The sequence below is a fragment of the Psychrobacillus sp. FSL K6-2843 genome (genome assembly GCF_038626375.1).
GTDB classification, from domain to species: domain Bacteria; phylum Bacillota; class Bacilli; order Bacillales_A; family Planococcaceae; genus Psychrobacillus; species Psychrobacillus faecigallinarum.
Window position 1 is genome coordinate 1,111,536 of record NZ_CP152021.1, and the last position, 25,860, is coordinate 1,137,395.

26 protein-coding genes and 1 riboswitch are annotated in these 25,860 nt (G+C 37.0%); of the genes, 18 read left to right on the plus strand and 8 right to left on the minus strand.

What is annotated here, in order from left to right; genetic code table 11:
- The first annotated feature begins 34 nt into the window (after window positions 1–34).
- From MKY94_RS05440 to cccB, 9 genes are all read left to right on the plus strand, one after another.
- A complete protein-coding gene (locus MKY94_RS05440) occupies window positions 35–1,720 on the plus strand; it encodes a methyl-accepting chemotaxis protein (protein WP_342578193.1) in 1,686 nt (561 codons plus the stop codon).
- 377 nt (window positions 1,721–2,097) lie between these two features.
- A complete protein-coding gene (locus MKY94_RS05445) occupies window positions 2,098–2,592 on the plus strand; it encodes a C40 family peptidase (RefSeq protein WP_144537645.1) in 495 nt (164 codons plus the stop codon).
- Window positions 2,593–2,885: 293 nt separating this feature from the next.
- The gene (locus tag MKY94_RS05450) at window positions 2,886–3,293 is read left to right on the plus strand and encodes a PilZ domain-containing protein (protein WP_342578194.1); all 408 of its coding nucleotides are present in this window, start codon (window positions 2,886–2,888) and stop codon (window positions 3,291–3,293) included.
- Window positions 3,294–3,374: 81 nt separating this feature from the next.
- Entirely contained in the window at window positions 3,375–3,932 is a 558-nt protein-coding gene (gene raiA, locus MKY94_RS05455) for a ribosome-associated translation inhibitor RaiA (protein ID WP_144537649.1), read from the plus strand.
- A 165-nt stretch (window positions 3,933–4,097) separates the two neighbouring features.
- Complete coding sequence (secA, locus tag MKY94_RS05460; protein WP_342578195.1) at window positions 4,098–6,608, plus strand: preprotein translocase subunit SecA; 2,511 nt, start codon at window positions 4,098–4,100, stop codon at window positions 6,606–6,608.
- 28 nt (window positions 6,609–6,636) lie between these two features.
- A protein-coding gene (gene prfB, locus MKY94_RS05465; protein ID WP_144538236.1) for a peptide chain release factor 2 occupies window positions 6,637–7,738 on the plus strand; the annotation gives its coding sequence in 2 pieces (ribosomal slippage) (window positions 6,637–6,708 and window positions 6,710–7,738; 1,101 coding nt in all).
- A gap of 83 nt (window positions 7,739–7,821) precedes the next feature.
- On the plus strand, window positions 7,822–9,285 hold the full coding sequence (locus tag MKY94_RS05470) for a methyl-accepting chemotaxis protein (RefSeq protein ID WP_342578196.1): 1,464 nt from the start codon (window positions 7,822–7,824) through the stop codon (window positions 9,283–9,285).
- Between the two features lie 229 nt (window positions 9,286–9,514).
- Complete coding sequence (locus MKY94_RS05475; protein ID WP_154312336.1) at window positions 9,515–10,354, plus strand: YitT family protein; 840 nt, start codon at window positions 9,515–9,517, stop codon at window positions 10,352–10,354.
- Window positions 10,355–10,404: 50 nt separating this feature from the next.
- Window positions 10,405–10,755, plus strand: a complete 351-nt coding sequence (gene cccB / locus MKY94_RS05480; RefSeq protein WP_144537655.1) for a cytochrome c551 — start codon at window positions 10,405–10,407, stop codon at window positions 10,753–10,755.
- Window positions 10,756–10,864: 109 nt separating this feature from the next.
- Here cccB and MKY94_RS05485 read toward each other — a convergent pair whose 3' ends face one another.
- Window positions 10,865–11,416: a 2'-5' RNA ligase family protein gene (locus MKY94_RS05485; RefSeq protein WP_342578197.1), complete on the minus strand. Its 552-nt coding sequence runs from the start codon at window positions 11,414–11,416 to the stop codon at window positions 10,865–10,867.
- A gap of 728 nt (window positions 11,417–12,144) precedes the next feature.
- Here MKY94_RS05485 and ftsE point away from each other — a divergent pair.
- From ftsE to MKY94_RS05520, 7 genes are all read left to right on the plus strand, one after another.
- On the plus strand, window positions 12,145–12,831 hold the full coding sequence (gene ftsE, locus MKY94_RS05490; protein WP_342578198.1) for a cell division ATP-binding protein FtsE: 687 nt from the start codon (window positions 12,145–12,147) through the stop codon (window positions 12,829–12,831).
- Window positions 12,821–13,708 (plus strand): permease-like cell division protein FtsX, encoded by an 888-nt coding sequence (gene ftsX / locus MKY94_RS05495; RefSeq protein ID WP_340862790.1) that lies wholly within the window; start codon window positions 12,821–12,823, stop codon window positions 13,706–13,708. The genes ftsE and ftsX overlap by 11 nt, the downstream gene beginning before the upstream one ends.
- 28 nt (window positions 13,709–13,736) lie before the next feature.
- On the plus strand, window positions 13,737–15,044 hold the full coding sequence (locus tag MKY94_RS05500) for a M23 family metallopeptidase (protein WP_154311271.1): 1,308 nt from the start codon (window positions 13,737–13,739) through the stop codon (window positions 15,042–15,044).
- Window positions 15,045–15,186: 142 nt separating this feature from the next.
- Window positions 15,187–15,765, plus strand: coding sequence for a redoxin domain-containing protein (locus tag MKY94_RS05505; protein ID WP_144537665.1), 579 nt, complete (start codon window positions 15,187–15,189; stop codon window positions 15,763–15,765).
- 72 nt (window positions 15,766–15,837) lie between these two features.
- Window positions 15,838–17,259: a S41 family peptidase gene (locus MKY94_RS05510; protein ID WP_342578199.1), complete on the plus strand. Its 1,422-nt coding sequence runs from the start codon at window positions 15,838–15,840 to the stop codon at window positions 17,257–17,259.
- An 82-nt stretch (window positions 17,260–17,341) separates the two neighbouring features.
- Window positions 17,342–18,511, plus strand: a complete 1,170-nt coding sequence (locus tag MKY94_RS05515; protein ID WP_342578200.1) for a PDZ domain-containing protein — start codon at window positions 17,342–17,344, stop codon at window positions 18,509–18,511.
- An 8-nt stretch (window positions 18,512–18,519) separates the two neighbouring features.
- Window positions 18,520–18,771 carry a CsbA family protein gene (locus MKY94_RS05520; RefSeq protein ID WP_144537668.1) on the plus strand — a complete coding sequence of 84 codons (252 nt, stop codon included), beginning with the start codon at window positions 18,520–18,522 and terminating at the stop codon, window positions 18,769–18,771.
- A 582-nt stretch (window positions 18,772–19,353) separates the two neighbouring features.
- Here MKY94_RS05520 and MKY94_RS05525 read toward each other — a convergent pair.
- The 7 genes from MKY94_RS05525 to MKY94_RS05555 form a co-directional block, all read right to left on the minus strand.
- On the minus strand, window positions 19,354–20,562 hold the full coding sequence (locus MKY94_RS05525; RefSeq protein WP_342578201.1) for a M20 family metallopeptidase: 1,209 nt from the start codon (window positions 20,560–20,562) through the stop codon (window positions 19,354–19,356).
- A gap of 28 nt (window positions 20,563–20,590) precedes the next feature.
- Complete coding sequence (locus MKY94_RS05530; protein ID WP_342578202.1) at window positions 20,591–21,454, minus strand: MetQ/NlpA family ABC transporter substrate-binding protein; 864 nt, start codon at window positions 21,452–21,454, stop codon at window positions 20,591–20,593.
- A 12-nt stretch (window positions 21,455–21,466) separates the two neighbouring features.
- Window positions 21,467–22,129 (minus strand): methionine ABC transporter permease, encoded by a 663-nt coding sequence (locus MKY94_RS05535; RefSeq protein WP_144537671.1) that lies wholly within the window; start codon window positions 22,127–22,129, stop codon window positions 21,467–21,469.
- Complete coding sequence (locus MKY94_RS05540; RefSeq protein WP_342578203.1) at window positions 22,119–23,144, minus strand: ATP-binding cassette domain-containing protein; 1,026 nt, start codon at window positions 23,142–23,144, stop codon at window positions 22,119–22,121. The genes MKY94_RS05535 and MKY94_RS05540 overlap by 11 nt, the downstream gene beginning before the upstream one ends.
- Before the next feature lie 14 nt (window positions 23,145–23,158).
- Window positions 23,159–23,305 carry a hypothetical protein gene (locus tag MKY94_RS05545; RefSeq protein WP_154311266.1) on the minus strand — a complete coding sequence of 49 codons (147 nt, stop codon included), beginning with the start codon at window positions 23,303–23,305 and terminating at the stop codon, window positions 23,159–23,161.
- Window positions 23,292–23,396, minus strand: a riboswitch (SAM riboswitch). (Overlaps the previous gene by 14 nt.)
- A gap of 98 nt (window positions 23,397–23,494) precedes the next feature.
- Window positions 23,495–23,803: an AzlD domain-containing protein gene (locus tag MKY94_RS05550; RefSeq protein WP_151110826.1), complete on the minus strand. Its 309-nt coding sequence runs from the start codon at window positions 23,801–23,803 to the stop codon at window positions 23,495–23,497.
- Between the two features lie 3 nt (window positions 23,804–23,806).
- Window positions 23,807–24,511: an AzlC family ABC transporter permease gene (locus MKY94_RS05555; protein ID WP_144537677.1), complete on the minus strand. Its 705-nt coding sequence runs from the start codon at window positions 24,509–24,511 to the stop codon at window positions 23,807–23,809.
- A gap of 110 nt (window positions 24,512–24,621) precedes the next feature.
- Between MKY94_RS05555 and MKY94_RS05560 the strand changes: the two genes are divergently transcribed.
- Entirely contained in the window at window positions 24,622–25,263 is a 642-nt protein-coding gene (locus tag MKY94_RS05560) for a TVP38/TMEM64 family protein (RefSeq protein ID WP_342578204.1), read from the plus strand.
- Window positions 25,256–25,804: a signal peptidase I gene (lepB, locus tag MKY94_RS05565; protein WP_225215866.1), complete on the plus strand. Its 549-nt coding sequence runs from the start codon at window positions 25,256–25,258 to the stop codon at window positions 25,802–25,804. Before MKY94_RS05560 ends, lepB begins: the two co-directional genes overlap by 8 nt.
- The last annotated feature ends 56 nt before the right edge of the window (window positions 25,805–25,860 follow it).

Consider the following 25,860-nt stretch of genomic DNA (forward strand, 5'->3'; position numbering starts at 1 on the left):
ATGCTATATTTTCATTTAGGGGGGCTGAATACCTATGTTGAAGTGGTCAAAAATGCCAATTAGAATGAAGTATAACGTTGCTTTTTTTAGTTCTTTTCTCTTGTTTGGAGTCATGACAATATTGTTAATATACCAAGTGACAAAAAACTACAATCTTACAAACGAGCTAGAATTATCTTCTAAGAATGTGGAATATGTAGACAGAATGATGAATGAAAATGCAGGAATGTATATTGCCATTACTCATTTTACAGGAGATCCAATTGAGCAGTATGAAACTGATTATCAAACATATAAAAAGAACCTGGAGTTACTTTTAAATGAAAAAAACAGATTTACTCAAGCAGAGAAGGAAAAGGTGTTAAGTACGATCCAAGGTATCCAAACTATCTATGAAACCAATCTTAGAACATCTGTACTAAATAAAGAAAACGTTGCCAAAAGAAGGCAACTGAATGCTATACATACTCAATACAATGATCTTACATCTCTCCTAAATGATCAAAGAGAGAAAGAGTCGAATAATAGAGAAACAATTATAGAAGAAATGAATGAAAGCCAATTACAAACAATCCAATGGATGATTGGTTCGTTTCTTATATCAGGAGTCTGTTCAATTGGCTTGCTACTTTTGACTAACAGGCAAATTAAAGAGCAATTATCAATAGTTGCCTATTCTGCTAAAGAAATTTCTAAAGGAAAACTAAAAATAGCTCCAATTTCTATACTTAGTCAGGATGAATTAGGAGAGGTTTCGAGTGCTATGAACGATATGAAGGATAACCTCAAGGAGATGGTTACTATTATAAAAGCTACATCTAACAAGCTAAGTGAAGATAGCGTGTTATTAAAAGAGAATTCTTACCAATCCGTTGCTGGAGTTAACAGCGTACAGGAGGCAATCGAAGAGGCAAGCGTTAATATGAACGAGCAAAGAAATATGTCATTAGATATAAAATCTTTCCTAGAAAGATTCTCAGAGACCTTAACAATGGTAGCGGATCATGCCAATGAAGTAAAATTACAAGCTAAAAGTGCTGTAAGTATTGCAGATGCAAGTGCAATTGCTTTAAATAATGCAATTTCGGAGGTTGGGATTCTTAGATCTTTATTTAAGTCCGCTGATCAAGAAAGAAAATTACTACAGAAGAAAACAGAAGAAATAGTAAGATTAACCTCAAAGGTTCAATCTATTTCTAAGCAAACAAATTTATTAGCATTAAATGCTGGGATTGAAGCTGCGAGAGCTGGGGAACATGGCAAGGGGTTCAGCGTGGTAGCAGAGGAGGTAAAGAAACTAGCAGATGATGTCTCGGAAACCGCAGCAATTATTCGCGAAACTTCCATCTATATAACGGAGCAAGGAAATGACCTGAAAAAAGTATTTGCCGAAGGTCTTACTACAGCAAATTCCAGTGAGTTAGTGTTTCATTTATTACAGGAAAAATTAGAGGTCATCATTAAATATATCCATCAATCAAACGAACAAAACAATCAAATGGCTTTATCTATGCAGACTATAGAGAATGACAAAAACGAAACAGAAAATAGAATAATAGAACTCGCAAAGTCAATCGATGTAAATTCAGGCTATATGGATGAAACAGTTCAATTGCTTTTCCTTAATGTCAAAAATATTAAGTCCTTATCGAAGCTAATTAGTGATTTAAGCGATCAAGCAGAAATTTTAGAACAATCTACAACTCGCTTCGAACTTTAAAAAAAATCATGTATATAAGATTAAAATATGACTTAAAAGTATATAGGTAAATAGTTTGCTAAATGTTTTAAAATTGCACCTTCTAGTGATAAAATTTTTTCATATGCTCTTGGAACTTAATTTATGATAATTGTCCCAATATCCATTTTAAAAAGATTTCACAATATTAATAATGAAAAACATCGACTTTTGTCGATGTTTTTTTATATAAATCCCGTTATACCAAGGGTTGTCCATAATTTCAATTAAAAAGATCTGTTACATTAGACGTTCTTTGTAATGAAATTGTTACATAACTGTAAAATAAAAAAGGTTTAAAAAGTGATAAGATGAATTCAGTTAAGTTTTCAGAAAATTTATGACGTCGGAGGAACTACATGAACTTGAAGTCTATATCGCAAAAAGTCATTGGTATAATAATTTTATCCATGCTTTTAGTCACACTTCCATTTGCAGCAAGCACCGAAGCTTCTAGCTCAATAGATTCATCTGAATTAGTAGCAACCGCTAAAAACTTAATAGGTATTAAATATCGCGGAGGCGGAACTACAACTGCTGGATTCGATTGTTCAGGCTTTGTAGGCTACGTATTTGATGATTTAGGCATTAATCTTCCAAGATCATCCGCAGGTATGTATGCAACTGGTTCTAAAGTTGAAAAAGATAACCTAGCTTCAGGAGATCTTGTTTTCTTTAATACATCTGGTAAAGGCATTTCACATGTTGGAATATACATTGGGGATGGAAAATTTATTCATTCATCGACTTCTAAAGGCGTGAAGGTAGATAAGTTAAGTGATCCATATTATTGGGGCAAACGCTTTGTTGGAGCAAAAAGAGTCGCAGATGTAACAATGACAGCAAATAAATAAAACATATACCCGGATACCTTATCGTATAGTGCGATAAGGTATTTTTTTATTACTAAATAAATTAATACGGGCGAATGACCATCAGCATAAGCGCTTTTGGACCTTTTGTAATTTGAATAATTATGCGGTGGTTTTAAGATAACTAAAGAGAGGTATATAGGCTAATAATAACTTCCACTCTATAACCACAATATGGAGTTTGCACACCATTAATTTCTTGATAATTATTCTTCCGTTAGTCATAATGGATGGATATAAATAGGTTAATATTGGTGTGTGTGGGAGGAATTACAATGCAGTATAAGAGAAATGAATATTTTCGATACACTTTCGGTGAACCTTGTGAGGCAACATTTCGTTTAAAAAAGGACACGGGAGGTGACCGCCCTACAGAATTCTCGAATAAAGGGAAGTGTCAAATCATAGATATAAGTCCCAATGGCTTAAGGATAATTACAGAGCTTTCTATTGTAATTGAGCTATTAAAAGTGATAGAAGTGAATTTTATCATTGATGAGACACCACTTAGCATGATTGGGGAGCTCGTGTGGTCTAAGAAAAATGTCAATGGCTTCGAATACGGAGTGCGACTGAGCGAAGATCAAAATAACGAGCAAAAAATCGTAAATGACCTTAAAGTACGAAGTCGAAAAGAAATGGAATTAAAAACCAAAAATGTGTCAAGATTCGACAAAAAATAATTATTTTATTTTACGAAAAGAAGGATATTTAAAAGGAAATGTTGAAATATTATATAGAGTTAAATTAAAGGAGGAGTTTACATGCTAAACTTTAACATTCGTGGAGAAAACATTGAGGTGACTCCTGCAATTCGTGAGTACGTTGAAGGTAAGGTCGAAAAAGTCGGTCGTTACTTTAACGAAGAAATTCAAGCGACTGCAAACGTCAACTTAAAAGTGTACAATGACAAACAAACTAAGGTCGAAGTAACAATCCCGATGAAGAATTTAACTTTAAGAGCGGAAGAACGTCATACTGATATGTATGCCGCTATTGATCTTATAGTAGATAAATTAGAGCGTCAAATTCGAAAATATAAAACTAAAGTAAATCGTAAAAGCCGTGAGCGTGAGGGAGTAGGAGCATATTTTGCTGCTATCGATCCACCGGATGCTCCAGTTTCTCTTTCAGAGGAAGACGAGTACAATATCGTCCGTACAAAACAGTTTGATTTAAAACCGATGGATCAGGAAGAAGCAGTATTACAGATGAATATGCTTGGTCACAGCTTCTTTATCTTTACTGATGCCGATTCAAATGGTACGCATATCGTCTATAAACGTAAGGATGGAAAATACGGTTTAATCGAAACAAATTAATTAAACCAATAAAAATTATACCTAAAGTAAGCATATCGACATAAAGTGACAAAAACTCTTCTCTTTTCATGGAGAAGAGTTTTTGTATTTATGGCTCACCTCATTTGCGTGAGTATGTAACGAATGGTAAAATGGAGAGTAAGACTAAATGGGAAGTGAATATAAATGCTTAATGTTCTTAATAAAGTGTTCGATTTAAATAAACGTGATTTAAAACGATTAGAAAAAATCGCTGATAAAGTAGAAGCATTGGCTAGTGAAATGGAAGCTCTTACTGATGATGCACTAAGCGCAAAAACGGAGGAATTCCGTGAAAGGTTCTCTAAGGGTGAGACTTTAGATCAGCTTTTACCAGAGGCATTTGCCGTTGCGCGTGAGGGAGCTAAACGAGTACTAGGGTTGTATCCATTCCGAGTGCAAATCATGGGTGCAGCAGCACTGCATGAGGGTAATATTGCAGAGATGAAAACTGGGGAAGGTAAAACCCTTACGTCTACTATGTCTGTTTATTTAAATGCCCTAACAGGACAAGGAGTCCACGTAGTAACAGTAAATGAATATCTGTCTAGCCGTGATGCTGCGGAAATGGGTAAACTATATAATTTCTTAGGTCTATCTGTTGGACTAAATTTAAATTCTCTTTCTAAAGATGAAAAGCGTGAAGCATATGCTGCTGATGTTACGTATTCCACAAACAATGAGCTAGGATTTGATTATCTTAGAGATAATATGGTGTTGTACAAGGAAGAAAAAGTACAACGTCCGCTTCACTATGCCGTAATAGATGAGGTTGACTCCATCTTAATCGATGAAGCGAGAACGCCTTTAATCATTTCCGGACAAGCAAACAAGGCTGCTGCACTTTACAAGCAAGCAAACGCATTTGTTCGCACTTTGAATAAAGAAGAAGATTATACGTATGAAGAGTCAACTAAAGGTGTAACTTTGACTGATACAGGAGTTGAAAAAGTAGAAAAAGCTTTCCATATCGAGAACTTATTCGACTTAACTCATGTTCGATTGAATCATGCGATCAACCAATCTCTAAAAGCACATGTTTCCATGCATTTAGATGTTGATTATGTTGTGCAAGAAGGTGACGTAGTCATCGTTGACTCCTTCACCGGACGACTGATGAAGGGCCGTCGTTATAGTGACGGATTGCATCAAGCGATTGAGGCTAAGGAAGGCTTAGAAGTACAAAATGAATCGATGACAATGGCTACGATTACCTTCCAAAACTTTTTCCGTATGTATGACAAGCTGTCAGGGATGACAGGTACTGCTAAAACAGAGGAAGAGGAATTCCGTAATATTTATAATATGAATGTTATTGCTATACCAACGAATAAACCGATTGCTAGAGATGATCGTCCAGATTTAATCTATGCATCCATGAATGGAAAGTTCGAAGCGGTTGCAGCTGATATAGCAGAACGTCATAAAAATGGACAACCAGTTTTAATAGGTACTGTTGCGATTGAGACTTCTGAAATTATTTCAAAGCTGTTAACAAAGCATGGCATCAAGCATAATGTATTAAATGCAAAAAACCATGAGCATGAAGCAGAAATTATCGCAACTGCAGGACATCTTGGTTCTGTAACAATTGCCACTAACATGGCTGGGCGTGGTACAGATATCAAGCTTGGAGACGGGGTTTTAGATGCTGGTGGGTTAGCAGTAATTGGTACTGAGCGTCATGAGTCGCGTCGTATTGATAATCAGCTACGAGGACGTTCTGGTCGTCAAGGGGATCCTGGTGTGACTCAATTCTATCTTTCTATGGAAGATGAATTGATGCGTCGATTTGGTTCAGACAATATGCGCACTATGATGTCTAAGCTTGGAATGGACGATTCACAGCCTATCCAATCTAAAATGGTATCCCGTGCAGTGGAATCTGCTCAAAAACGTGTAGAGGGTAACAACTTCGATTCTCGTAAGCGTCTATTACAATATGATGATGTTTTGCGTCAGCAACGTGAAATTATATACAAAGAACGTAACGAAGTATTGGAAACAGAAAATATGCGTGCTTTAGTTGAGACAATGATCTTTGCTGCTATTGAGCGTTTAGTTACTGCTCATACCAATGCAGAAAATAAAGCAGAGTGGAACTATAAGGCAATAGAGGATTATGTTCAAGCTAATCTGCTTCCAGAAGGTGTCATCACTCAAGCAATGTTAGAAAATATTTCTCAAGATGAAGTTATTGAGAAGATTAAAGATGAAGTAATTAGCTTTTATGATGCAAAAGAAGCGGAAATGACTGCTGAGCGCATGCGCGAATTCGAAAAAGTTGTTTTACTTCGTTCAATTGACTCTAAATGGATTGATCATATCGATGCGATGGATCAGCTTCGTCAAGGTATTCACTTACGTGCATATGGACAAAATGATCCACTTCGTGAATACCAAAGTGAAGGGTTCGCCATGTTCGAATCCATGGTAGAGGCTATCCAAGAGGATGTAGCGAAGTATGCTATGAAAGCAGAAATCCGCAACAACCTGGAGCGTGAAGAGGTAGCTAAAGGGCAAGCTGTGAATCCAAAAGAAGAAGGCGGTCCTGTTAAGAAAAAACCAGTTCGCAAGCAGGCCAATGTAGGTCGCAATGAGCCATGTCCATGTGGTAGCGGAGAAAAGTTTAAAAACTGTCATGGTGCAGTTAGATAATAGAGATATTCGGAGGAACAAAAAAATGATAGAAATTTCAGTTGTAAGAAATGAATTAGACCGTACAGCCGGTAAGTTAAAAGACTTTAGGGGGTCTCTTTGACTTAGAAAACAAAGAGGTTCGTATTCAGGAATTAGAGGAGTTAATGACTTTCCCAGATTTTTGGGATGATTCTCAAGGAGCTCAAAAGGTTATTAATGAGTTAAATGGTTTAAAAGGAATTGTTGAACAATATTATAATCTTGTATCTACACAAGAAAATCTGGAAATGACTCTTGAATTATTGAAAGAAGAGCCAGATGAAGAATTACAAGAAGAGCTTGGAAAAGAGTTAAAAGAATTCACTACTGCTCTAGAAGAATTTGAACTTCAATTATTACTAAGTGAAGAATATGATAAGCACAATGCTATTTTAGAATTGCATCCTGGTGCGGGTGGAACAGAATCACAGGACTGGGGTTCCATCCTTCTACGTATGTATCAGCGTTGGGCAGATAAACGCGGCTTTAAGGTTGAGACAATTGATTACTTACCTGGTGATGAAGCTGGTATTAAATCCGTTACCTTACTGATAAAGGGTCATAATGCTTACGGTTACTTAAAAGCAGAAAAAGGCGTTCATCGTCTTGTCCGTATATCTCCTTTCGATTCATCTGGTCGCCGTCATACATCGTTTGTTTCGTGTGAGGTTATGCCAGAGTTTAATGATGAAATAGAAATTGAAATCCGCACAGAAGATTTAAAAATAGATACGTACCGTGCAACAGGTGCCGGTGGTCAGCATATCAATACAACTGACTCAGCAGTTCGAATTACTCATTTGCCGACCAACACAGTAGTAACTTGTCAAACGGAGCGTTCACAGATTAAAAACCGTGAACACGCAATGAAGCTTTTAAAATCTAAGCTATACCAATTAAAAATTGAAGAACAGGAAGCACAGCTTGCTGAGATTCGTGGAGAGCAAAAAGAAATCGGATGGGGTAGTCAAATTCGATCTTATGTATTTCATCCATACTCAATGGTTAAAGACCACCGTACGAATGAGGAAAGTGGAAACGTCCATGCGGTTGTAGATGGTGAAATAGACCCATTCATTCATGCATACCTACGCTCCAAAATAAATTAATAGACGGTAAAAACTCCCATGTTATAATAAAATTACATGGGAGTTTTTATGTGTTATTTTATATTGGGAATGGAGAAAAGGAAATGAACATTAATGAGTTGAAGCAGAAAGATCTATTAAGAAAAAATACCATACTTTATATTGCTTATGCATTAGCAGCTGGATTAGGGCTATTAGTGCAAGTTATGATGCAAGCGAAAACTGCAATTATTATTTCAATAGGTATACCCTTTGTTGCTTCTTTTATTTTTTACTATTTTGCTAGAAAATCGATGAATATTGCCAAAATGTTTCCTTATATTATTATATTGGCTACTGCAATTACTGCAGGTAGTACAGCTTATTTCAATGTAATCAGTATAGCGACAATTATTTTAGCATTCTTCGTACTTATATTAAGTAGTATTCATAATGATCGTTTCGTTTTTATATATGGTTTTGTTCTATCAATTATTGCCATGTCTATAAATGTTGTAAGGGATGAGCCAAACTTATTTGAGGGGCAAACAGTAAATGTGTTCTTTATACATTTTATAATGGCATTGGGCATCTATTTACAGGTTACTCAAAGTAAATCTTTGTTCTCAAATGTAGAAAGATTAATGGGTGAAGCCGCTCTTAAAGCTAAAGAAGACAGTCTTCTTAACGATAAATTGGAAAATGCAGTACATATCATCACTTCAAATTTAGAACAAATTCGTCAAAGTACACAATCTGCTAATATAGCTCAACAGGAAATGCTAACTGCTGTAGGGGAAGTCAGTAGCGGGGCTCAACGTCAAGCTGACAATGTAGCTGATATTGTCCATAATACAGAAGCTACTTCTAGCTCAGTGAAAGAAATGGCTATTAACTTAGAGTCGATAGTCCAGAAGGCAGAAGTAGCAGGAAAAAACGCTTCAGATGGGTCACTGGTCATGGAGGAAATGACGAAAGACATTAACCAATTTACAATCTTTTTCGAGGAATTAAACCAAACGTTTCAAAATCTTTTTGAAAAAATTACTGAAACAAATCGGTTTGCCAGCGACATTCGTCAAATTACAGAGCAAACAAATCTTTTAGCTTTAAATGCATCTATAGAAGCTGCACGCGCTGGAGAACACGGTAAGGGATTTGCGGTAGTAGCTGAAGAGATACGAAAACTAGCAGGTGTAACCAATCAAACGGTAGAGAAAATAGACGATAATCTAAACAATGTCAACAAGTTTAATGAGGCAGCTCTGCAAAAGCTTGAAATAGGTTTAGCACAAATTCACAATCAGTCAGAAACAGCTGAACAATCTAACAAATCGTTTAAAAATCTATTTGAAACGATGAGCTCACTTCAACAGTCGTTGGCAACCTATTTAAAAGAGATTGATACGATTGCAAAAAACAGTGAAGAAATTAACATAAGTACTACCGAGTTTGCTGCAATTATCGAGGAAAGTACGGCAACTGTAGAGGAACTAAATGCGACACTAGTAAATATTACAGATGATCAGCTAGCCATTGCCGATTATATTGAGGAAACCTATAAGGAAGCACAGTCCATTAATAACTAATCTATTATGTTTAAACTGCGTACCTAATTAATTTTAGATACGCAGTTTTTATGTATGATTTTATTTAACTATATAGTACATACTAATCAAATCAATCTATTAATACGTCATCTTGCTGAAGTTCACAAAAATGTCTTCTGTTGTTATACTATTTCAGGTTGAATAAAAGTATTTACATGAAAGAGGAATTACGATGACTACAACGACAAATAATAGAGTTCATAAAGAAATGGCTCCATGGATGGTACAAGCAAGAGATTATTTTTACGTCATAATAGGAGCAGCAATAATAGCTCTTGGCTTTAACGTATTTTTATTGCCGAACCAAGTAGCCTCCGGGGGAGTTAGTGGAATAAGTACGATATTAACAGGAGTATTTGGCTGGGAGCCAGGACTTGTTCAATATGCTTTCAATATTCCATTATTTATAGCAGGTTTAATATTTCTTGGAGCAAGGTTTGGTATCAAATCATTAGTAGGAACCTTAGTGCTACCAGCTGTTGTCTTATTAACAGCAAGCTGGGAACCATGGACATATAATCCATTGTTAGGCGCTTTGTTCGGTGGAATCACAGTAGGGCTAGGATTAGGAATTGTCTTCAGAGGCGGTGCTTCCACAGGTGGAACGGATCTAGCTGCTCAAATTATCACCAAGTACACAGGTTTTTCATTAGGAAGAAGTGTTTTACTTATCGATGGCTTAATTGTACTGAGTGCAGCAGTAGTATTTGATATAGAAAAGGCTTTATACGCGTTGATTGGGTTATTTGTTACAACAAAAACGATAGATATCGTGCAGCTAGGATTTAGCCAATCTAAAATGATTTATATAATTACGAATAAACAGGATGAAATAAGGGAAGCTATTTATAAGGAGATTGATCGAGGTGTGACGAAGCTTCCTGCCTATGGCGGATATACCAATGAAGAGAAATCTATCCTTATGGTGGTGGCCTATCAAACAGAGTTCACAAAGCTGAAACAAGTAGTCCAAATCATTGACCCCACTGCGTTTGTCATAGTTTCTGATGCCTATGAGGTATTAGGAGAAGGTTTTAAAAGGTACTAAATTTGGTATAATAAGAATGCAATTCCATAATGTTGAGGGAGGTTAAATTAATGAACAAAAAATTACTAGCTGTCATCTTTGGAGCAGGTCTAATGCTTGCTGCTTGTGGTGGTGGAGACGATGAAGCAAAAGACACTTCAACAACTGATGATGGATCAACAGGTTCTTCTGAAACTGCTTCTGTAGATGCAGAGAAGATTGTCAATTCTAAATGTATTACCTGTCATGGTGGAAACTTAGAAGGACAAGGTAGCTTCCCAGCAATTGCTGATGTAGGCTCTCGCTTATCTGAAGATGAAATCTTAAATGTTATTTTAAATGGACAAGGCGCAATGCCACCAAAAATCATTCAAGGCGAAGAAGCAGAAGCAGTTGCTGCATGGTTAGCTGAGAAAAAATAATTAAATGAACGAAAGCAGCTACTTGTAAAAGTAGCTGCTTTTTTGAATGATAAGAAAAGAATGTAAAAAAATATTGAGTAGTACATATGTAAAACTAATTTTTGAGAGGTCAATTGCTTAAAGAAATATCTAAATGTCTTTCATATCTTTGCTTTCCATTGTTTAATTCATAAACTCTAATAAAATTAACTTCGAATTGAGGGTATGGTGTCAATTCTATATCTGCTAATCTTTCCATTTCTTTTAGTTCTTTTTTTGAGAGCCCAGTAGAAACGTTTCCACCATACTGTGCTTTCCCAAGAGTTAAGTGAGGTACAAAGTCATCGAGTTCAAAATACTGTTTTATTGAGACTTCTGACGGTGAAACCTCCTTTACTATTTTTTGATGCAATTCGTGTAAACTATTTGAGCGAACACTCAAATATAAAATGTTATCTCCAAAATACTTTGGCTTATCTAATGACACTTGAAAAGACTTAAAATCCTTACACGTCTTTTGTACTTTGTCTATCCACTTTTTATCTGCGGTTAATCCCCCTTGTGCTTTCAAAGTAATATGTGGCTCAACACCTAATTGCTTAATCCATCTACGTTGAAAATGCTCAATTCGTTCTAAATATTCTTCTGGTGGGACAATTCCTATAAAATACTCTACTTTCATTCTAATTCACTCCTATTTTTCTACGTTTAAATAATATTAGCAGAAATAAAACAGTCTTCTTAAAAGATAAGAAATAAATGAAGTAAGTACTACATGAATTCAAAGTATATATATAAAATCGATCAATGACGCAACTTAAAAATGAGAGCATTTTCAGGAACTAAGATTTTGAGTTTGCATTATTCAATAGCATTCATTATTGATTGATTGAGACGACAGGCGGCGACTCCAGTGGAAGGAGGGAGAAATAGAAGCAATCACATCGGACGCGGAAGCAAAGGTGATGGCATATCGCTCACTCCTCGGAAAGCGGAAATCCAGTCTACTTTTTAAAATATAACGGATACCTGCCCTGTTTGATGCTAAATACTCTCTTTTAAATGCTAGTAAATGACATATATTGAAGGAAATTAATGAAAAATAGTTTAAATAATCAGAGTAATATCACGAAATGTTCAATTTATTGGTGGAAAATAGACTTTACTGTAAAAATTTTCTCTTAATCGATTTTATAGCAGGAGTTTTGAATGAATGTGTAGAAATAAGGGGTATAGTCCTTTTGTAAGGGAGCATAAAATACCAAAAAAACTGAAAAATCGATAATTATTTAGTTTTTTTGACTATATTTACCTACAAATTGAAATCTAATTGTAACATTAACAAAGGTCTCAAGTGTTATAATAGGCATTGTTGTATTTAATCAAAGAAAGTAATTAGGTGGTATACAAATGATAGAAATGACTAACGTCTATAAAAAATATCCTAATGGTATTGTTGCTGCTAATGGGATTGACGTAGCAATTAAACAGGGTGAATTCGTATACGTAGTTGGCCCAAGTGGAGCAGGTAAATCGACATTTATCAAAATGATGTATCGAGAAGAACGCTCAACGTCAGGTACGATTGTAGTCAATGGTATGAACTTAGCTACATTAAAAAACAAAAATGTTCCTTACTTGAGAAGACAAATTGGAGTTGTCTTTCAAGACTTTAAATTACTCCCACGTTTGAATGTATATGAAAACGTTGCTTTTGCATTAGAAGTAATCGAGGAATCCCCTAAGATTATTCGTAAAAAAGTAATGGATGTGTTGGAGTTAGTTGGATTAAAAAATAAGGCAAGAATGTTCCCAACTGAATTATCAGGTGGAGAACAACAACGTGTTTCGATTGCGCGTTCCATTGTAAATACTCCTAAACTAGTAATTGCAGATGAGCCAACAGGAAACTTAGACCCCGAAACATCAAGGGAAATTATGAATATTTTCGAAGAGATTAATTCCCGTGGAACTACAATTGTTATGGCAACTCACAATAGAGAAATTGTAAACACAATTCGACACCGTGTTATTGTAGTTGAGGGTGGATTAATCACTCGAGACGAGTACGGAGGAGATTACGGATATGAAGGCTAGAACAGCAGGACGACACTTCCGAGATAGTTTGAAAAGTATTAGCCGAAATGGTTGGATGACCTTTGCATCCGTTAGTGCTGTAACCGTTACATTATTACTTGTAGGCGTGTTCGTCATGATTATGATGAATTTAAATAAAGTAGCCGATGATTTAGAACGAGACGTAGAGATAAAAGTTTACGTGGAATTGACTGCAGACGAAGCATCTGTCACTACGTTACAAGAAAATATAAAAAGCATTCCCGGAGTTTCTGAGTTAACTTATGCTACTAAGGGAGAAGAATTAAAGAAGCTTGTTATGGATTTTGGGGAAGACCTTGAATTATTCGAGCAAGAAAACCCTTTACATAATGTTTTTTACGTAAAAGCAAAAAACCCTCAAGAAACTGAGAAGGTTGCGAAGGAGATCGATCAGTTAGATAACACTTTTGAGGTTAGTTATGGAGAAGGAAAAATAGAAAGACTATTTTCTGCCTTAAATATGGGTAGAAACGTAGGTATTGTACTTATTTTAGCGCTATTGTTCACAGCGATGTTTTTAATATCGAATACTATTCGTATTACGATAGTTGCTAGAAGAAGAGACATAGAGATTATGAAGCTAGTTGGAGCTACAAACTGGTTTATCCGTATTCCTTTCATATTGGAGGGTATGTGGCTTGGTATATTAGGAGCGATACTACCAATCACACTAGTTACGGTGCTTTACTATAATCTTTATAATGCATTGCAGCCTAAATTAGAATCAGGAAATTTATTTAATTTACTAGAGTTTTCCCCATTTATCTATCAGTTAAACGGCTTGATCTTGTTAATGGGAGTTTTAATCGGTGTATGGGGCAGTTTCATGTCTGTACGAAAATTTTTACGAGTATAAGTAGGTAGCTTGAAGGGAGCAGGGAGATTTGAGAAAACAGTCGAAATGGGTGCTGCGCATATTTGCAGTGGCAGCATCTGGAGCGCTTTTATTTAACACGCCAAGTGCTCTTGCCAATTCATTGAATGACCTTAAAAAAGAACAGCAAAACATTCAAGAAAAGAAAAGTTCTATTCAATCAAATATTAAAGAAACTGAAACGAAGATTGATACAAATGAGTCCAAAATTGACCAAATTATGGCTCAAATCCAAGCGTTGGATAATGAAATTATGGCAACCGAGAAAAGTATTTCAGCAGTTTTAAGTGAGATTGAAAAAACCACGACTGAAATAGAAGCTCTTAAGGCTTCTATTGCTGAGCTAGAACAGAAAATTGCAGACCGTGATAAACTTTTGAAAGAAAGAATTCGCGCAGTTCAAGTTAGTGGTGGATCTGTAAATTATTTAGATGTTTTACTTGGGGCTAATAGCTTCGTAGATTTTATCGACCGTTTTTCAGCAGTTAATACATTGATGGAAGCCGATCGAAAAATTTTAAAAGAGCAAGCGGAAGATAAAGCAAAACTAGAAGAGCAAACAGCAAGCTTAGAGAAAAAACTTCAAGAGCAAGAGGATAGCAAAGCACAACTTCTTTCATTAAAAGCTAATTTAGATAGCCAAAAATCTTCTAAGGGTACTTTGGTTGACCAGCTAGAGGCAGAACAAGCAAAACTTTTAGAAGATAAAGAGCAAATGGAAACTGAATATGAAGAAGTTTTAAACTTAGATAAAGCAATTCAAGATAAAATCGTCGCAGAACAAAAACGACAAGCAGAAATAGCTAGAAAAGCAGCAGAAGAGAAAAAGAAAAGAGAGGCTGCAGAACGTGAGCGTCAGCAAGCCGCTAGCGGATCTACAACATCTATCCCAGAAGTTTCTTCTGGTAACTGGACTAAACCTGCATCCGGTCGATTTACTTCTGGATATGGATATAGAATGCATCCGATATATGGGAAAGGCAAAATGCATTACGGAATCGATATTGCAAACAGCACAGGTACACCAGTAGTATCGGCAGCTGATGGCGTAGTTTCATATGCATCACCTTTAAGCACATACGGTAATGTTATTATGGTTACACATTCTATTGATGGCCAGACTATTACTTCCTTATATGCTCATTTAAGCAGCATTAAAGTAAGCGTTGGACAAGTTGTTTCAAAAGGCCAGCATATTGGCGCGATTGGAACTACTGGTAACTCAACTGGACCACATCTTCACTTCGAAACTCATCTAGGATATTGGGAAGGTATGGCAAGTAACTCAGTTAACCCATTAAGATATATTTCTTTATAAAATGAAAAGACACTTCTATTACTTAGGAGTGTCTTTTTTTGTACACATTTATAACAAAACAAAAGGAATAGAATAGTATTCTAAATCTACTTATGCATATAATTAGAGTAATGATATTTAATAGGTAATATGGAGGTACAAAGTGAAGAAAATCATTGGGTTACTAATTGTTGGTTGTTTAGTAGCTATTGCTACTATATCCTTTGTCAAAGAGAATATCGATGAAAAAGCAGATCCGTTTGAAGGGGAGCAGATGGGCACAGATCTTGCTGAAAACCCTGCAAACAAAGGGACTGGTAAAGGAGATATTGCACCTGAATTTACTCTGACCACTCTGGCTGGTGAAGAAGTATCGCTTTCAGATTATAAGGGAAAAAAAGTTGTTTTAAACTTTTGGGCAACGTGGTGCCCACCTTGTAAGGCCGAAATGCCTCATATGCAAAACTATTATGAGGATATGGCAGAAGAAGCTAACGTAGAGATACTTGCGGTCAACCTTACAAAAGGTGATTATGGTATTGATAAGGTTAGTTCATTCGTGGATGATTATGGTTTAACTTTTCCTATCCCACTGGATGAAGAAGGGGAGATAGGAGATGTATATCAAGCCATTACTATCCCAACTACTTACATGATCGATACGACTGGAACGATACAAAATAAAATAGTTGGACCGATGGATGAACAAATGATTATAGATTATGTCAATAAATTAAATTAAGAATCTGATTTTTGGGCAAGTATTAAACTTCGTTTTTCTCACATATATTAGTGGAAAAGTAGGAGGTTGAATTTGCGCAAAAATCGGATTTTTTTATACGGCTTTATATTAGTTGTCGCATTAGTTTTAGGGTATTTATGGTTGTCAGGAAAATCACCTAAGGGTGAGGAGAGTGAGGTTAGTAGTAGCAAGGTCATTGATGAAGCTTATGACTTAATAAAGAAAGAAGCTGTTTTTTCTAAGAACGAGAAACTATTAGTGGAAGGTGCTATAAGAGGTATGGCTGATGCACTGGAGGATCCACATTCTTCTTATTTAACAAAAGAGGAAGCGGAGGCTCAGGAATCTTCTCTTGCAGAAGAGCGAGTAGGAATCGGTGTGGAAATTATGCAGTCTGGTGGTAAGTTTATCGTTGTTGCACCAATCAAAGATTCCCCAGCGTTTAAAGCGGGTTTAAAACCTCAGGATGAAATTGTTCGAGTAAACGGAGAAAGATTAACTGCTAAATCAATGGCGGAGTTAGTCCAACTGTTAAGCGGCGAAAAAGGAAGTAGTCTTAAATTGACGGTATATCGTCCAAGCGAGAATCGTCATGTGGAGTTACATATGAAACGAGACACAATCGCGTTGCATACTGTTTCTAGTGAGGTTTTAGAGGTCGATGGTAAGTCTATTGGAATCGTAACGATTTCTATTTTTGGAGAGAAAACAGCTGAAGAGTGGGAGAAGCAAACAAAAGCTCTAGTAGAACGTGGCATACACGGACTAGTTGTAGATGTCCGAGGTAACCCAGGTGGTTATTTATTTAGTGTTTCTTCTATTATAGGTACACTTTTACAAAACGGTAGCACATTTGCATATATGCAGGATTCCAATGGAGTTTTAGAAATGTTGAATACAGTAAATAAGGACACACCTTATCTTAACAAGGTACCAGTTGTTTTATTGCAAAATGGTGGAAGTGCCTCAGCCAGTGAGGTTTTAGCAGGTGCATTGAAGGATAATAACCGCGCCATGATCGTTGGTGAAACAAGCTTTGGTAAAGGAACTGTTCAAGAAACTCACCCATTATCCAACGGTGGCAAATTAAAAATATCTACACATAAATGGTTAACTCCCAAACAACAATGGATTCATCACAAAGGGATTGAGGCAGATCTGAAGGTGGAGCAAGACGAATTATTCGATATCGATATGAAATACTATCACGGTGAGTTCCAGCTTGGAGATTATGGTGAGGAAGTGAAGTACGTACAGCAAGTCCTTGGGGGGCTTGGCTATAATGTAGCTCGCAAGGATGGCTATTTTGATGAAAATACTCTAGAAGCAGTAGACAAATATCGTGAGACGAATAAATTGGAAGTAAATTCAAAGCTTGATGAGGTATTCTTTCAGAATATGACTAACACAATTAACAATTATAAGTCTAGAAAAGAGAACGATCAACAGTTACAAATGGGAGTAAGTTATATAATTCATAAGTTAAATAAATAACTTGATACAATAAACCTATACGGAAGTTCTCCTCGTTTGATACAATAATAGTTACACTATGTTACGAGCGAGGAGGATGCGTATGGTACAAGAAATATTAATAGAATTGGTAAAAGGAATAGGACGATTCTTCCTTCATCCAGCCGTATATATTACGCTTCTTTTTTCTGTGTTAATCGGATATTTTCGAGTAAAAAGAGAGAGAAAACAGTTCCGAGCTAGAATTCTTTGGGGCTGGACAGAGGCCAAGCATTTCTTGTTAGACGGTTATGTATGGGCAATTATTATATCTGTTATAAGTGTAGCAGCGGGTTTAGTTGTACCTTCTTCATGGTTGATGGTCTATAGTGTATGGATGATTATTTTTGTGATACTCTTTATGTATCAGGCTGGTTCTGCGATATATGCAATCGCATTAGGAGCACTTACTTTATATATCATGTACTTGTATGAGTGGTCCTTCGAATTATTTACATGGGATTTTATTGGACAAGATATATTTAGTGAAATGATCGTACCGATTGCTATTTTAGCAGGATTGCTATTAGTGGCTGAGGGATTCATCATTCAAAAGCATGGAGCAACAAATGCGTCACCTAAATTGGTAAAAACGGCAAGAGGCAGCGAGGCAATGGAATATGTAACCAAACGACTTTGGTTGTTACCGATTCTATTAGTCATACCGGGAGATGTTATACATACATATCTACCCTACTGGCCGCAGTTTACTTTAGGAGAATCAACGTTTTCTTTAATATTGTTCCCATTTGTGATAGGCTTCCAACAAAAAAGCAGGCATTCGTTGGCAGAGAAATTTTTCCCTCACTATGGAAAAAGAGTTTGGCAGTTAGGAATAGTAGTGACGGTCATCGCTGCTTTTGGCTATCTAGAACCACTTATAGCTATAATTGCGGTGGGATTAGGAGTTATAGCGAGACTATTAATATCTTATATTGAATATACAAAAGAGCGTAATGGTTCGTATGCCGTTTCACCTCAATCTAATGGAGTGATGATTGCAGGTGTGCTATCGGACTCTCCAGCAGAAAAAATGGGCTTAAAAATTGGAGAATGCATCGTTAAAGTAAATGGACAAAAAGTAACAGATGAGCAAGAGCTATACGAAGCCGTCCAAATCAATGCAGCTCATTGCAGATTAGAAGTATTAGATCACAATGGAGAGCTACGATTGAGACAGCATGTTTTGTTTAGACACGATCATTACAGACTAGGATTAATCTTAGTAAGGTAGGAGAAATAATGGAAACTTTATCTATACCAACACAAGTGATACTGGCTATCGTGACACCTGCTTTATTAGTTGTGCTATTTACTCGCATAACCTTCAACCGCTATGTTGCGCTATTACTAACTGTCGCGCTATTTGCAGCATCGGTCTATGCAGGATACACCCATCGTTGGTGGATATACATTCTAGATGCAGCATCCCTGACAGTTGGATTCTGGTATGCAAGCCATATGAAAGCACGCGACAAAAAATCCGCCTCTTGAAGGCGGATTTTTTATTTTGCTTTTGGTGAAAGGAATTGGGAAAGGGAAAGACCCACATCATAGTGCAAGGGATTTTGGTAAGTGCAAGGTTGTGAGTCATTACTGCAAGGTTTGAAGCGAATACCGCAATGTTTATAGTGATCTGTGCAAGGTTATGAGTGATTACTGCAATGTTTCCTTTCATCTGTGCAAGGTTAAAGTAATGTTGCAAAGCTATTAATTATCTTCATAAGGTTGGGGGGGAACCATTTGTAGATACTTGTTTATCTGCAACACTACTCATCAAACGCGCAACAGTTTCCTCCGTTTGCGCAACACTTTGTGAAAAACTCGCAACAGTTGTCGTGATCACTGCAACACTTTGGCAGAATGCGCAACAGTTGTCGTGATCTCTGCAACACTTTTCAGCAAACGCGCAACGCTTCCTTTATTCGCAACAGTTTACACCGTTTGCGCAACACTTTGTGAAAAACGCGCAACAGTTAACGCGATCACTGCAACACTTCTCATAAACCAGCAACACTCCTACCATACATCCCTACACACCCAACTTTACCTACCTATTATCGAGCCGGCTATTCCTCAATTTCCACAGGTTTTCTTAGCTAGCGCTACTTCGTGGTCCTTTCGGATATTGTGTAGCAATTCGGCATCTGTGAGGATGCGGTAGCCAGTGGAGGCTAGAGCTTTGGCGCCTTTGATGAGTGCCTCGTTACCTAGCTGGGATTTAGCTGCTTCCCGAAACTCGATTGTGTGACCAACTAAATCATCAGGGCCAATCTTGATATGCGGGTGGGCAGTAGGGACTGCGTAGCTAATATTTCCAGCATCTGTGGAGCCTTTTCCTTTTCGTTTTTCCGTATGCACGAATTCTCCCACTGCTTCTAGTTCGGAATGTAGGATTTCGTCCAATTTTGAATTTAATACAAAGTCCTGAACCTCGTTTTGGAATCGCTCAATTCTTACCGAGGCACCGGTTGCTAACGCTGCGCCGTTAGCGATAGCATGAACCTTTTGTGCTACTTCCTCTGTATGTTTCCAGCTTTCAGCGCGGATATAAAAGCGGGCTGAGGCATAATCGGGTATGATATTCGGTGCATCACCTCCGTGAGTGATAATGCCGTGAATACGTACATTGCTTGGTAACTGTTGACGAAGTGCGTTAATACCATTGAATAGCAGAATGACTGCATCTAGAGCATTTATTCCTTGCTCTGGAGATCCAGACGCATGTGCAGCTTTACCGTAAAAATGAAAGTCTAGTGGATCTACAGCCAATGTCTCACTAGTTAAAGATGTTTTCCCGGAAGGGTGAATCATTAATGCAACATCTACATCCTTTAAGAAACCATGCTTTACGAAGCTGCCTTTTGCGCTGCCATTTGGGCCACCTTCCTCGGCAGGGGTTCCTAGTATGACCACGTTACCACCTGTAAGAGGGAGTGCTTCTGCTAGAGCGATACCAGCTGCTACGCTAGTAGTGCCGATAATATTATGACCACAGGCATGACCGATGCCTGGAAGAGCATCATACTCGGCTAGATAAGCTACAGTAGGACCTTCTTTTCCTCCTTTTTTTATAGCATAGAAGGAGGTTTCATGACCTGCAACGGCAGTAGTTACCTCAAAGCCAGCGTCACGTAGCAACTTAATATGCTTGGCACTAGCAAAGAATTCCTGATTACCAATCTCCGGGTTAGCATGAATCTCTTGGCTGATTTGAATATACAGCTCTTTATTTTCCTCAATTGACTTAATCAGAAGTTCTTTCGGTTCTTTTACAATACTCATCTTTTTTCCTCCTTATATTTTCATTTATTTATTTCAATAGATTTTCAAATGTCTCATCTAGTTGTTCCTGAGTTAAAATTACTAGAGATGAGCCACCCTTCGTGTCCTCAGAGATTGCTTTTTGAATGTCTTCCTCTTGATAAAGTTCGACGATGCGAAGATAGGCTTCGTTGTCTTTGTCTTCTCCGCGAGCTGCTATTAAGTTAACGTAAGGATAGATAGATTCATCTTCTCCAGCCTCTCTATAAATAGGATCTTCTCCAGGGGAAAACCCAGCCTGGCCGGCAACGCCATTATTGATAATGGAGGCAGCAACGTCCGGTAATACTCGTGGAGTTTGTTGAGCAACCATTGGAATGATATCTAAATTTAATGGGTTTTCTACAATACCAGTGGGATCTCCGAATAGGCCAAAATCATCTGATAATGTGATGAGCTTTGCAGACTCTAAAAGACGAAGAGCACGCGCTTGGTTAGCTGGGTCATCTGGGATAGCAATTTTATCTCCTTTTTTTATTTCATTTATGTCTTTAATTTTTTCCGAATAAACTCCTAAAGGTGCAAACATTGTAGAGCCGATTGGAACAATATCATTGCCACTTTCCTTCACGTATTGGGATAGGAAGGATAAGTGTTGGAAAGCATTTAAATCGATATCTCCTTGAGCCAATGCATTATTCGGTAATGTATAATCTGCAAATTCTACTAGTTCAATTTCAATACCTTCCTTAGCAGCTTTCTTCTGTAAAATTGGCCATTGAATGCCATCTGAACCATTTACACCAATTTTCACTTTAACTGTATCTTTATCTGTAGCAGCAGATGAGTCACCACAAGCCGTCAGTATTAAAGCAGTTATTAGAGCGAAAAATAATAAACTAAATTTTTTCATCGAAATCTCTCCTTATCTTCTCATGAATTTTTTTGACAAAGCATTTCCTAACCATTGCGCAAGCTGAACAAGAATAATAAGAATAATGACTGTTACGAGCATTACGCTTCCGTCAAAACGCTGATAGCCGTATGTCATAGCAATATGACCGAGACCACCGCCACCAACAGTTCCTGCCACTGCTGAAAAGTCTATTAAGCTAACAGTTATAAAGGTTAATCCTAGGATAAGAGGCCCTAAAGCTTCAGGGATTAATACCGTAAATATAATGCGTAAGGGACTTGCTCCCATTGCTTGCGCTGCTTCAATAACACCCGGATCTATACTAACTAAGTTATTTTCAACTACTCTAGCAATCGAAAAACTCGCAACAATTGTCATGGGGAAAATTGCAGCTGCTGTACCTATTGTTGTTCCCATTACTAATCTTGTAAGCTGTGAAATAGCTACTAAAAAAATAATGAAAGGTATCGGACGTATGATATTGATCAAGATATTTAAAACTTGAAAAACTAATTTATTTTCTAATATGTTCCTTTCACGTGTGACAAACAACAGTAATCCAATCGTTATTCCTAAAATAGAGCCGAATATAAGGGTGGCGATTACCATTATGATTGTTTCGCCTGTCGACTCCACAATTCTTGGCCAAAAAGTACTCCAATCAACCTTCATGCTTTGCCACCTCCTTTATATCCACAATAGTTTCTAACTCTGCAATCGCCTGTTGAATAGCTACTGGATCACCTTCGAACGAGATAACTAAGTCTCCAAACAGTCTTTCCTGCAATTCGCGTATAGAGCCGTATACAATATTAAAATGAACCTTGTGCTTCTGAGTTATATGCGATAAAACCGCTTCGTTAGTGATCTCTCCTTTAAAAATCACTCGGTAGAAGCCATTGCCACCTCGAGCACGCCATTCCTCTAATATCCTTGGGGAGGGAAGGTCCTGCTGTACTGATTGGATAAAACGCTGTGAGGTAAGGTGCTGTGGTTCGGTAAAGACATCGAACACATCTCCCGATTCAATAACCACACCGTCCTCCATCACTGCTACTCTTTGGCAAATGGACTGGATAACGTGCATTTCATGAGTAATCAATAAAATGGTTATACCAAATTCTTTATTGACCTTTTTTAGAAGTCTAAGTATTTCACCAGTAGTTTCTGGATCTAAAGCTGATGTCGCTTCATCACAAATTAAAATATCTGGGGAAGTTGCTAGTGCACGAGCTATTCCTACTCTTTGCTTTTGTCCCCCAGATAGCTGACTTGGATAATCCTTTGCCTTGTCAGAGAGGCCTACAAAACTTAATAGCTCATTAACACGTGTATTAATTTCACTTTTACTAAGACCAGCAAGCTTTAATGGGTAAGCGATATTACCAGCAACTGAACGAGAATGGAATAGGTTAAAGTTTTGAAAAATCATACCGATATTTCTTCTTCTAGTTCGTAGTTCTTTTGATGACAAAGAATTTACATCAATGTCCTGAATAAATACGGAGCCCTTAGATGGTCGTTCCAACATATTCACTAATCTAAGGAGTGTACTTTTCCCAGCTCCACTAAACCCAATGATGCCAAATATTTCTCCTGCATTAACTTTTAGAGAGACATTTTTAACGGCATGCACCTCCCGTTTGCCAAGACGAAAAGTCTTGGAAACATTTTTAAACTCAATCATTAATAACAACCTCCTTAGGCATCATCATTCGTTACAGACAAATGATAGTCATCTACCTTTCTATCACGAGAAAAAAGAGCTTCCATTTTCTTATCTAATAAACGATAAGAAAAAGAAAGCTCTTCAAAATATACGAAAAACCAACTTTTCTCATCTTTCAAGCATTACGCTTGCAGGAGTTGGCACAGTATTCAAATGAACCTGTTGCCGAAACGTCATAGGGCCTGATCCCTCGGTTTCTCTAGATAAGAAAGTGATGTGCTATTTAATTGTTGTAAGAATTGTTTTCAACTTTAAACAATCAAAACCTAGTAGTCAAGTATATTTAAAAAGTAAAATAATTCAGACTATTAAAATAATAAACTATAAATGGCTAAAAATCCTATAGTGCCTAAGACGACAATCATTACGTTTTGAAACAAAAAAGCAAGCGCAAAGGCAACAATAGAACCAAAGACACCAAATAATATATTGCCTTCTTGTATGTATATAACAGCAGGAAATATCAATGCTCCTAAAACAGCATAGGGGATATTACGTAAAACACCAGAGATAACAGGAGGAAGCTCCTTACCTTCCAAGAAGGTTAAAGGGAACGCCCGAGGGATATAAGTCACAATTGCCATACCAAGAAGCATCCACCAATACCAATCACTCATTCATTAAACTCCTTTCGGCAAACTTTTTTGTTTTCTTGCATAAACGATTTCAACTATGATAGAAGAAGCAAGAGTCGCAACCAAAATGGACCATCCAGTCGATAGCAAGCTAGTCCAATAAAAAAAAGCATTAATTAGCGCGGCTATTAGGGCTAACATAACAACTTTTCGGTTACCCTTCATAGATGGGACCAATAGACCGATGAACATTGCATATAAAGCGATGGCCATAGCCGCTTGAAGGAAAGCAGGAAGATTTGCCCCGATAACATGACCTATCGCAGTGAAAACAACCCAACTAGTATAAGCAATAACGACAACACCAAATGCGAAGGGGGTTGGAATCTTGTCTTCTTTCTTAGTAGCAAGAACAGAGAAGGCTTCATCTGTAATTCCAAAAGCATAAATTCCTTTGATCCATCTTTTTTCACTTTGCATCTTTTCATTCAATGATGCCGTCATAAGGAAGTGACGAATGTTTACAACAAAAGTATTTAACACAATTAAAATCGGATCTACCGATTTTGTGATAAGAGTCAAAGACATGTATTGAGCAGCTCCCGCATATACAAAGAGGCTCATGGCAGTTGCCTCTAACAGAGATAATCCAGACGTTTTTGCCAAAAGCCCGAAGGTTAGTGCAACAGGAAAATATCCGATAGCGATGCTTGATCCATCTCGGAGTCCATTTACAAAATGCTTATTCACAAAATATTCACATCCTTTTTACATAATGAAAAAATTATACTATAAGAAAATAGTTTTATGTATAAAATAAAAGGGAAAAGTACAAATATACATAGGCGGAGGAGAGAAATATGCCAGATTGGTTTTCTTTAGACACACTCACTAATTTAACGCATGACTATCGGGCGCTCGGACCGATATTTGGTATCCTACTGACCTTTCTAGAAGCTTTTTTACCATTCTTACCTCTAGTGGTGTTTATTGTGGCAAATGTAGCAGCCTATGGGTTGTTATTTGGTTTTTTAATATCGTGGGTTGGTTCCTTCGTTGGAGCTTATACAGTATTCTTAGTCATTAGAAAATATGGACGAGCACGCGTATTAGGTTTTATAACTAGGCATGAAAGAATACAAAAATTAATATTATGGGTAGAGAGAAATGGTTTTGGTCCACTATTCTTATTGATATGTTTTCCTTTCACTCCTTCTGCCTTGGTAAATATAGTAGCTGGGTTGTCAAATATTAAAAAGCATACATATTTATGGACGGTAGCATCCGGTAAACTGATCATGATTTTTGTTGTGAGCTTTATCGGGTCTGACCTTAAAGCACTTGTGACCCAACCAATTCGAACAGCAATAGTTGTAATTGTCATTGCAATATTATGGTTCATTGGAAAGCGAGTGGAAAAAAGAATTGAAAAGAAAGTAGAAGATGATTTTAGAGGCATCAAGGCCAAAAGAAAGAGAAAAAGAGGAGAGACATTTGAGTAAATTAAAGCAGGAGACAATTGAATGGGTAATTGCCATAACAATTGCTGTAGCTATAGTACTCGTAGTTCGACTGTTTATTGTAACTAATTATGAAGTTAGTGGTAAGTCAATGATGCCCACGCTTTCAGATCAAGACAGGGTCCTAATTAGTAAGATTTCACCGATTAACCGCATGGACATAATTATTTTTAACAATGGAGAAGAAGATTTCGTCAAACGTGTCATTGGTGTACCTGGAGATACGATTAAATATGAAAATGATGAACTATTCGTAAACGGAAAAAAGGTAGATGAGCCTTTTTTAAAGGGTAACATCGCATATAATAATCCAGACGAGCATTTTACAGAAGACTTTGAATTATATGATTTAACGGGTTATAAAACTGTACCCAAAGGTAAACTATTTGTACTTGGGGACAATAGAATGGCCAGTCTCGATAGCCGCTATTTTCATTTTATAGATAAAGATGAAGTTATTGGTGAAGTAAAGATGAAGTATCTTCCAATAGCTGATGCCACGTTTAATTTTTCATCCGAATAATTTCCCTCACTCGATTATGTTTTGTACAATGAGAGTAGGGAATTATTCGGTTTTTT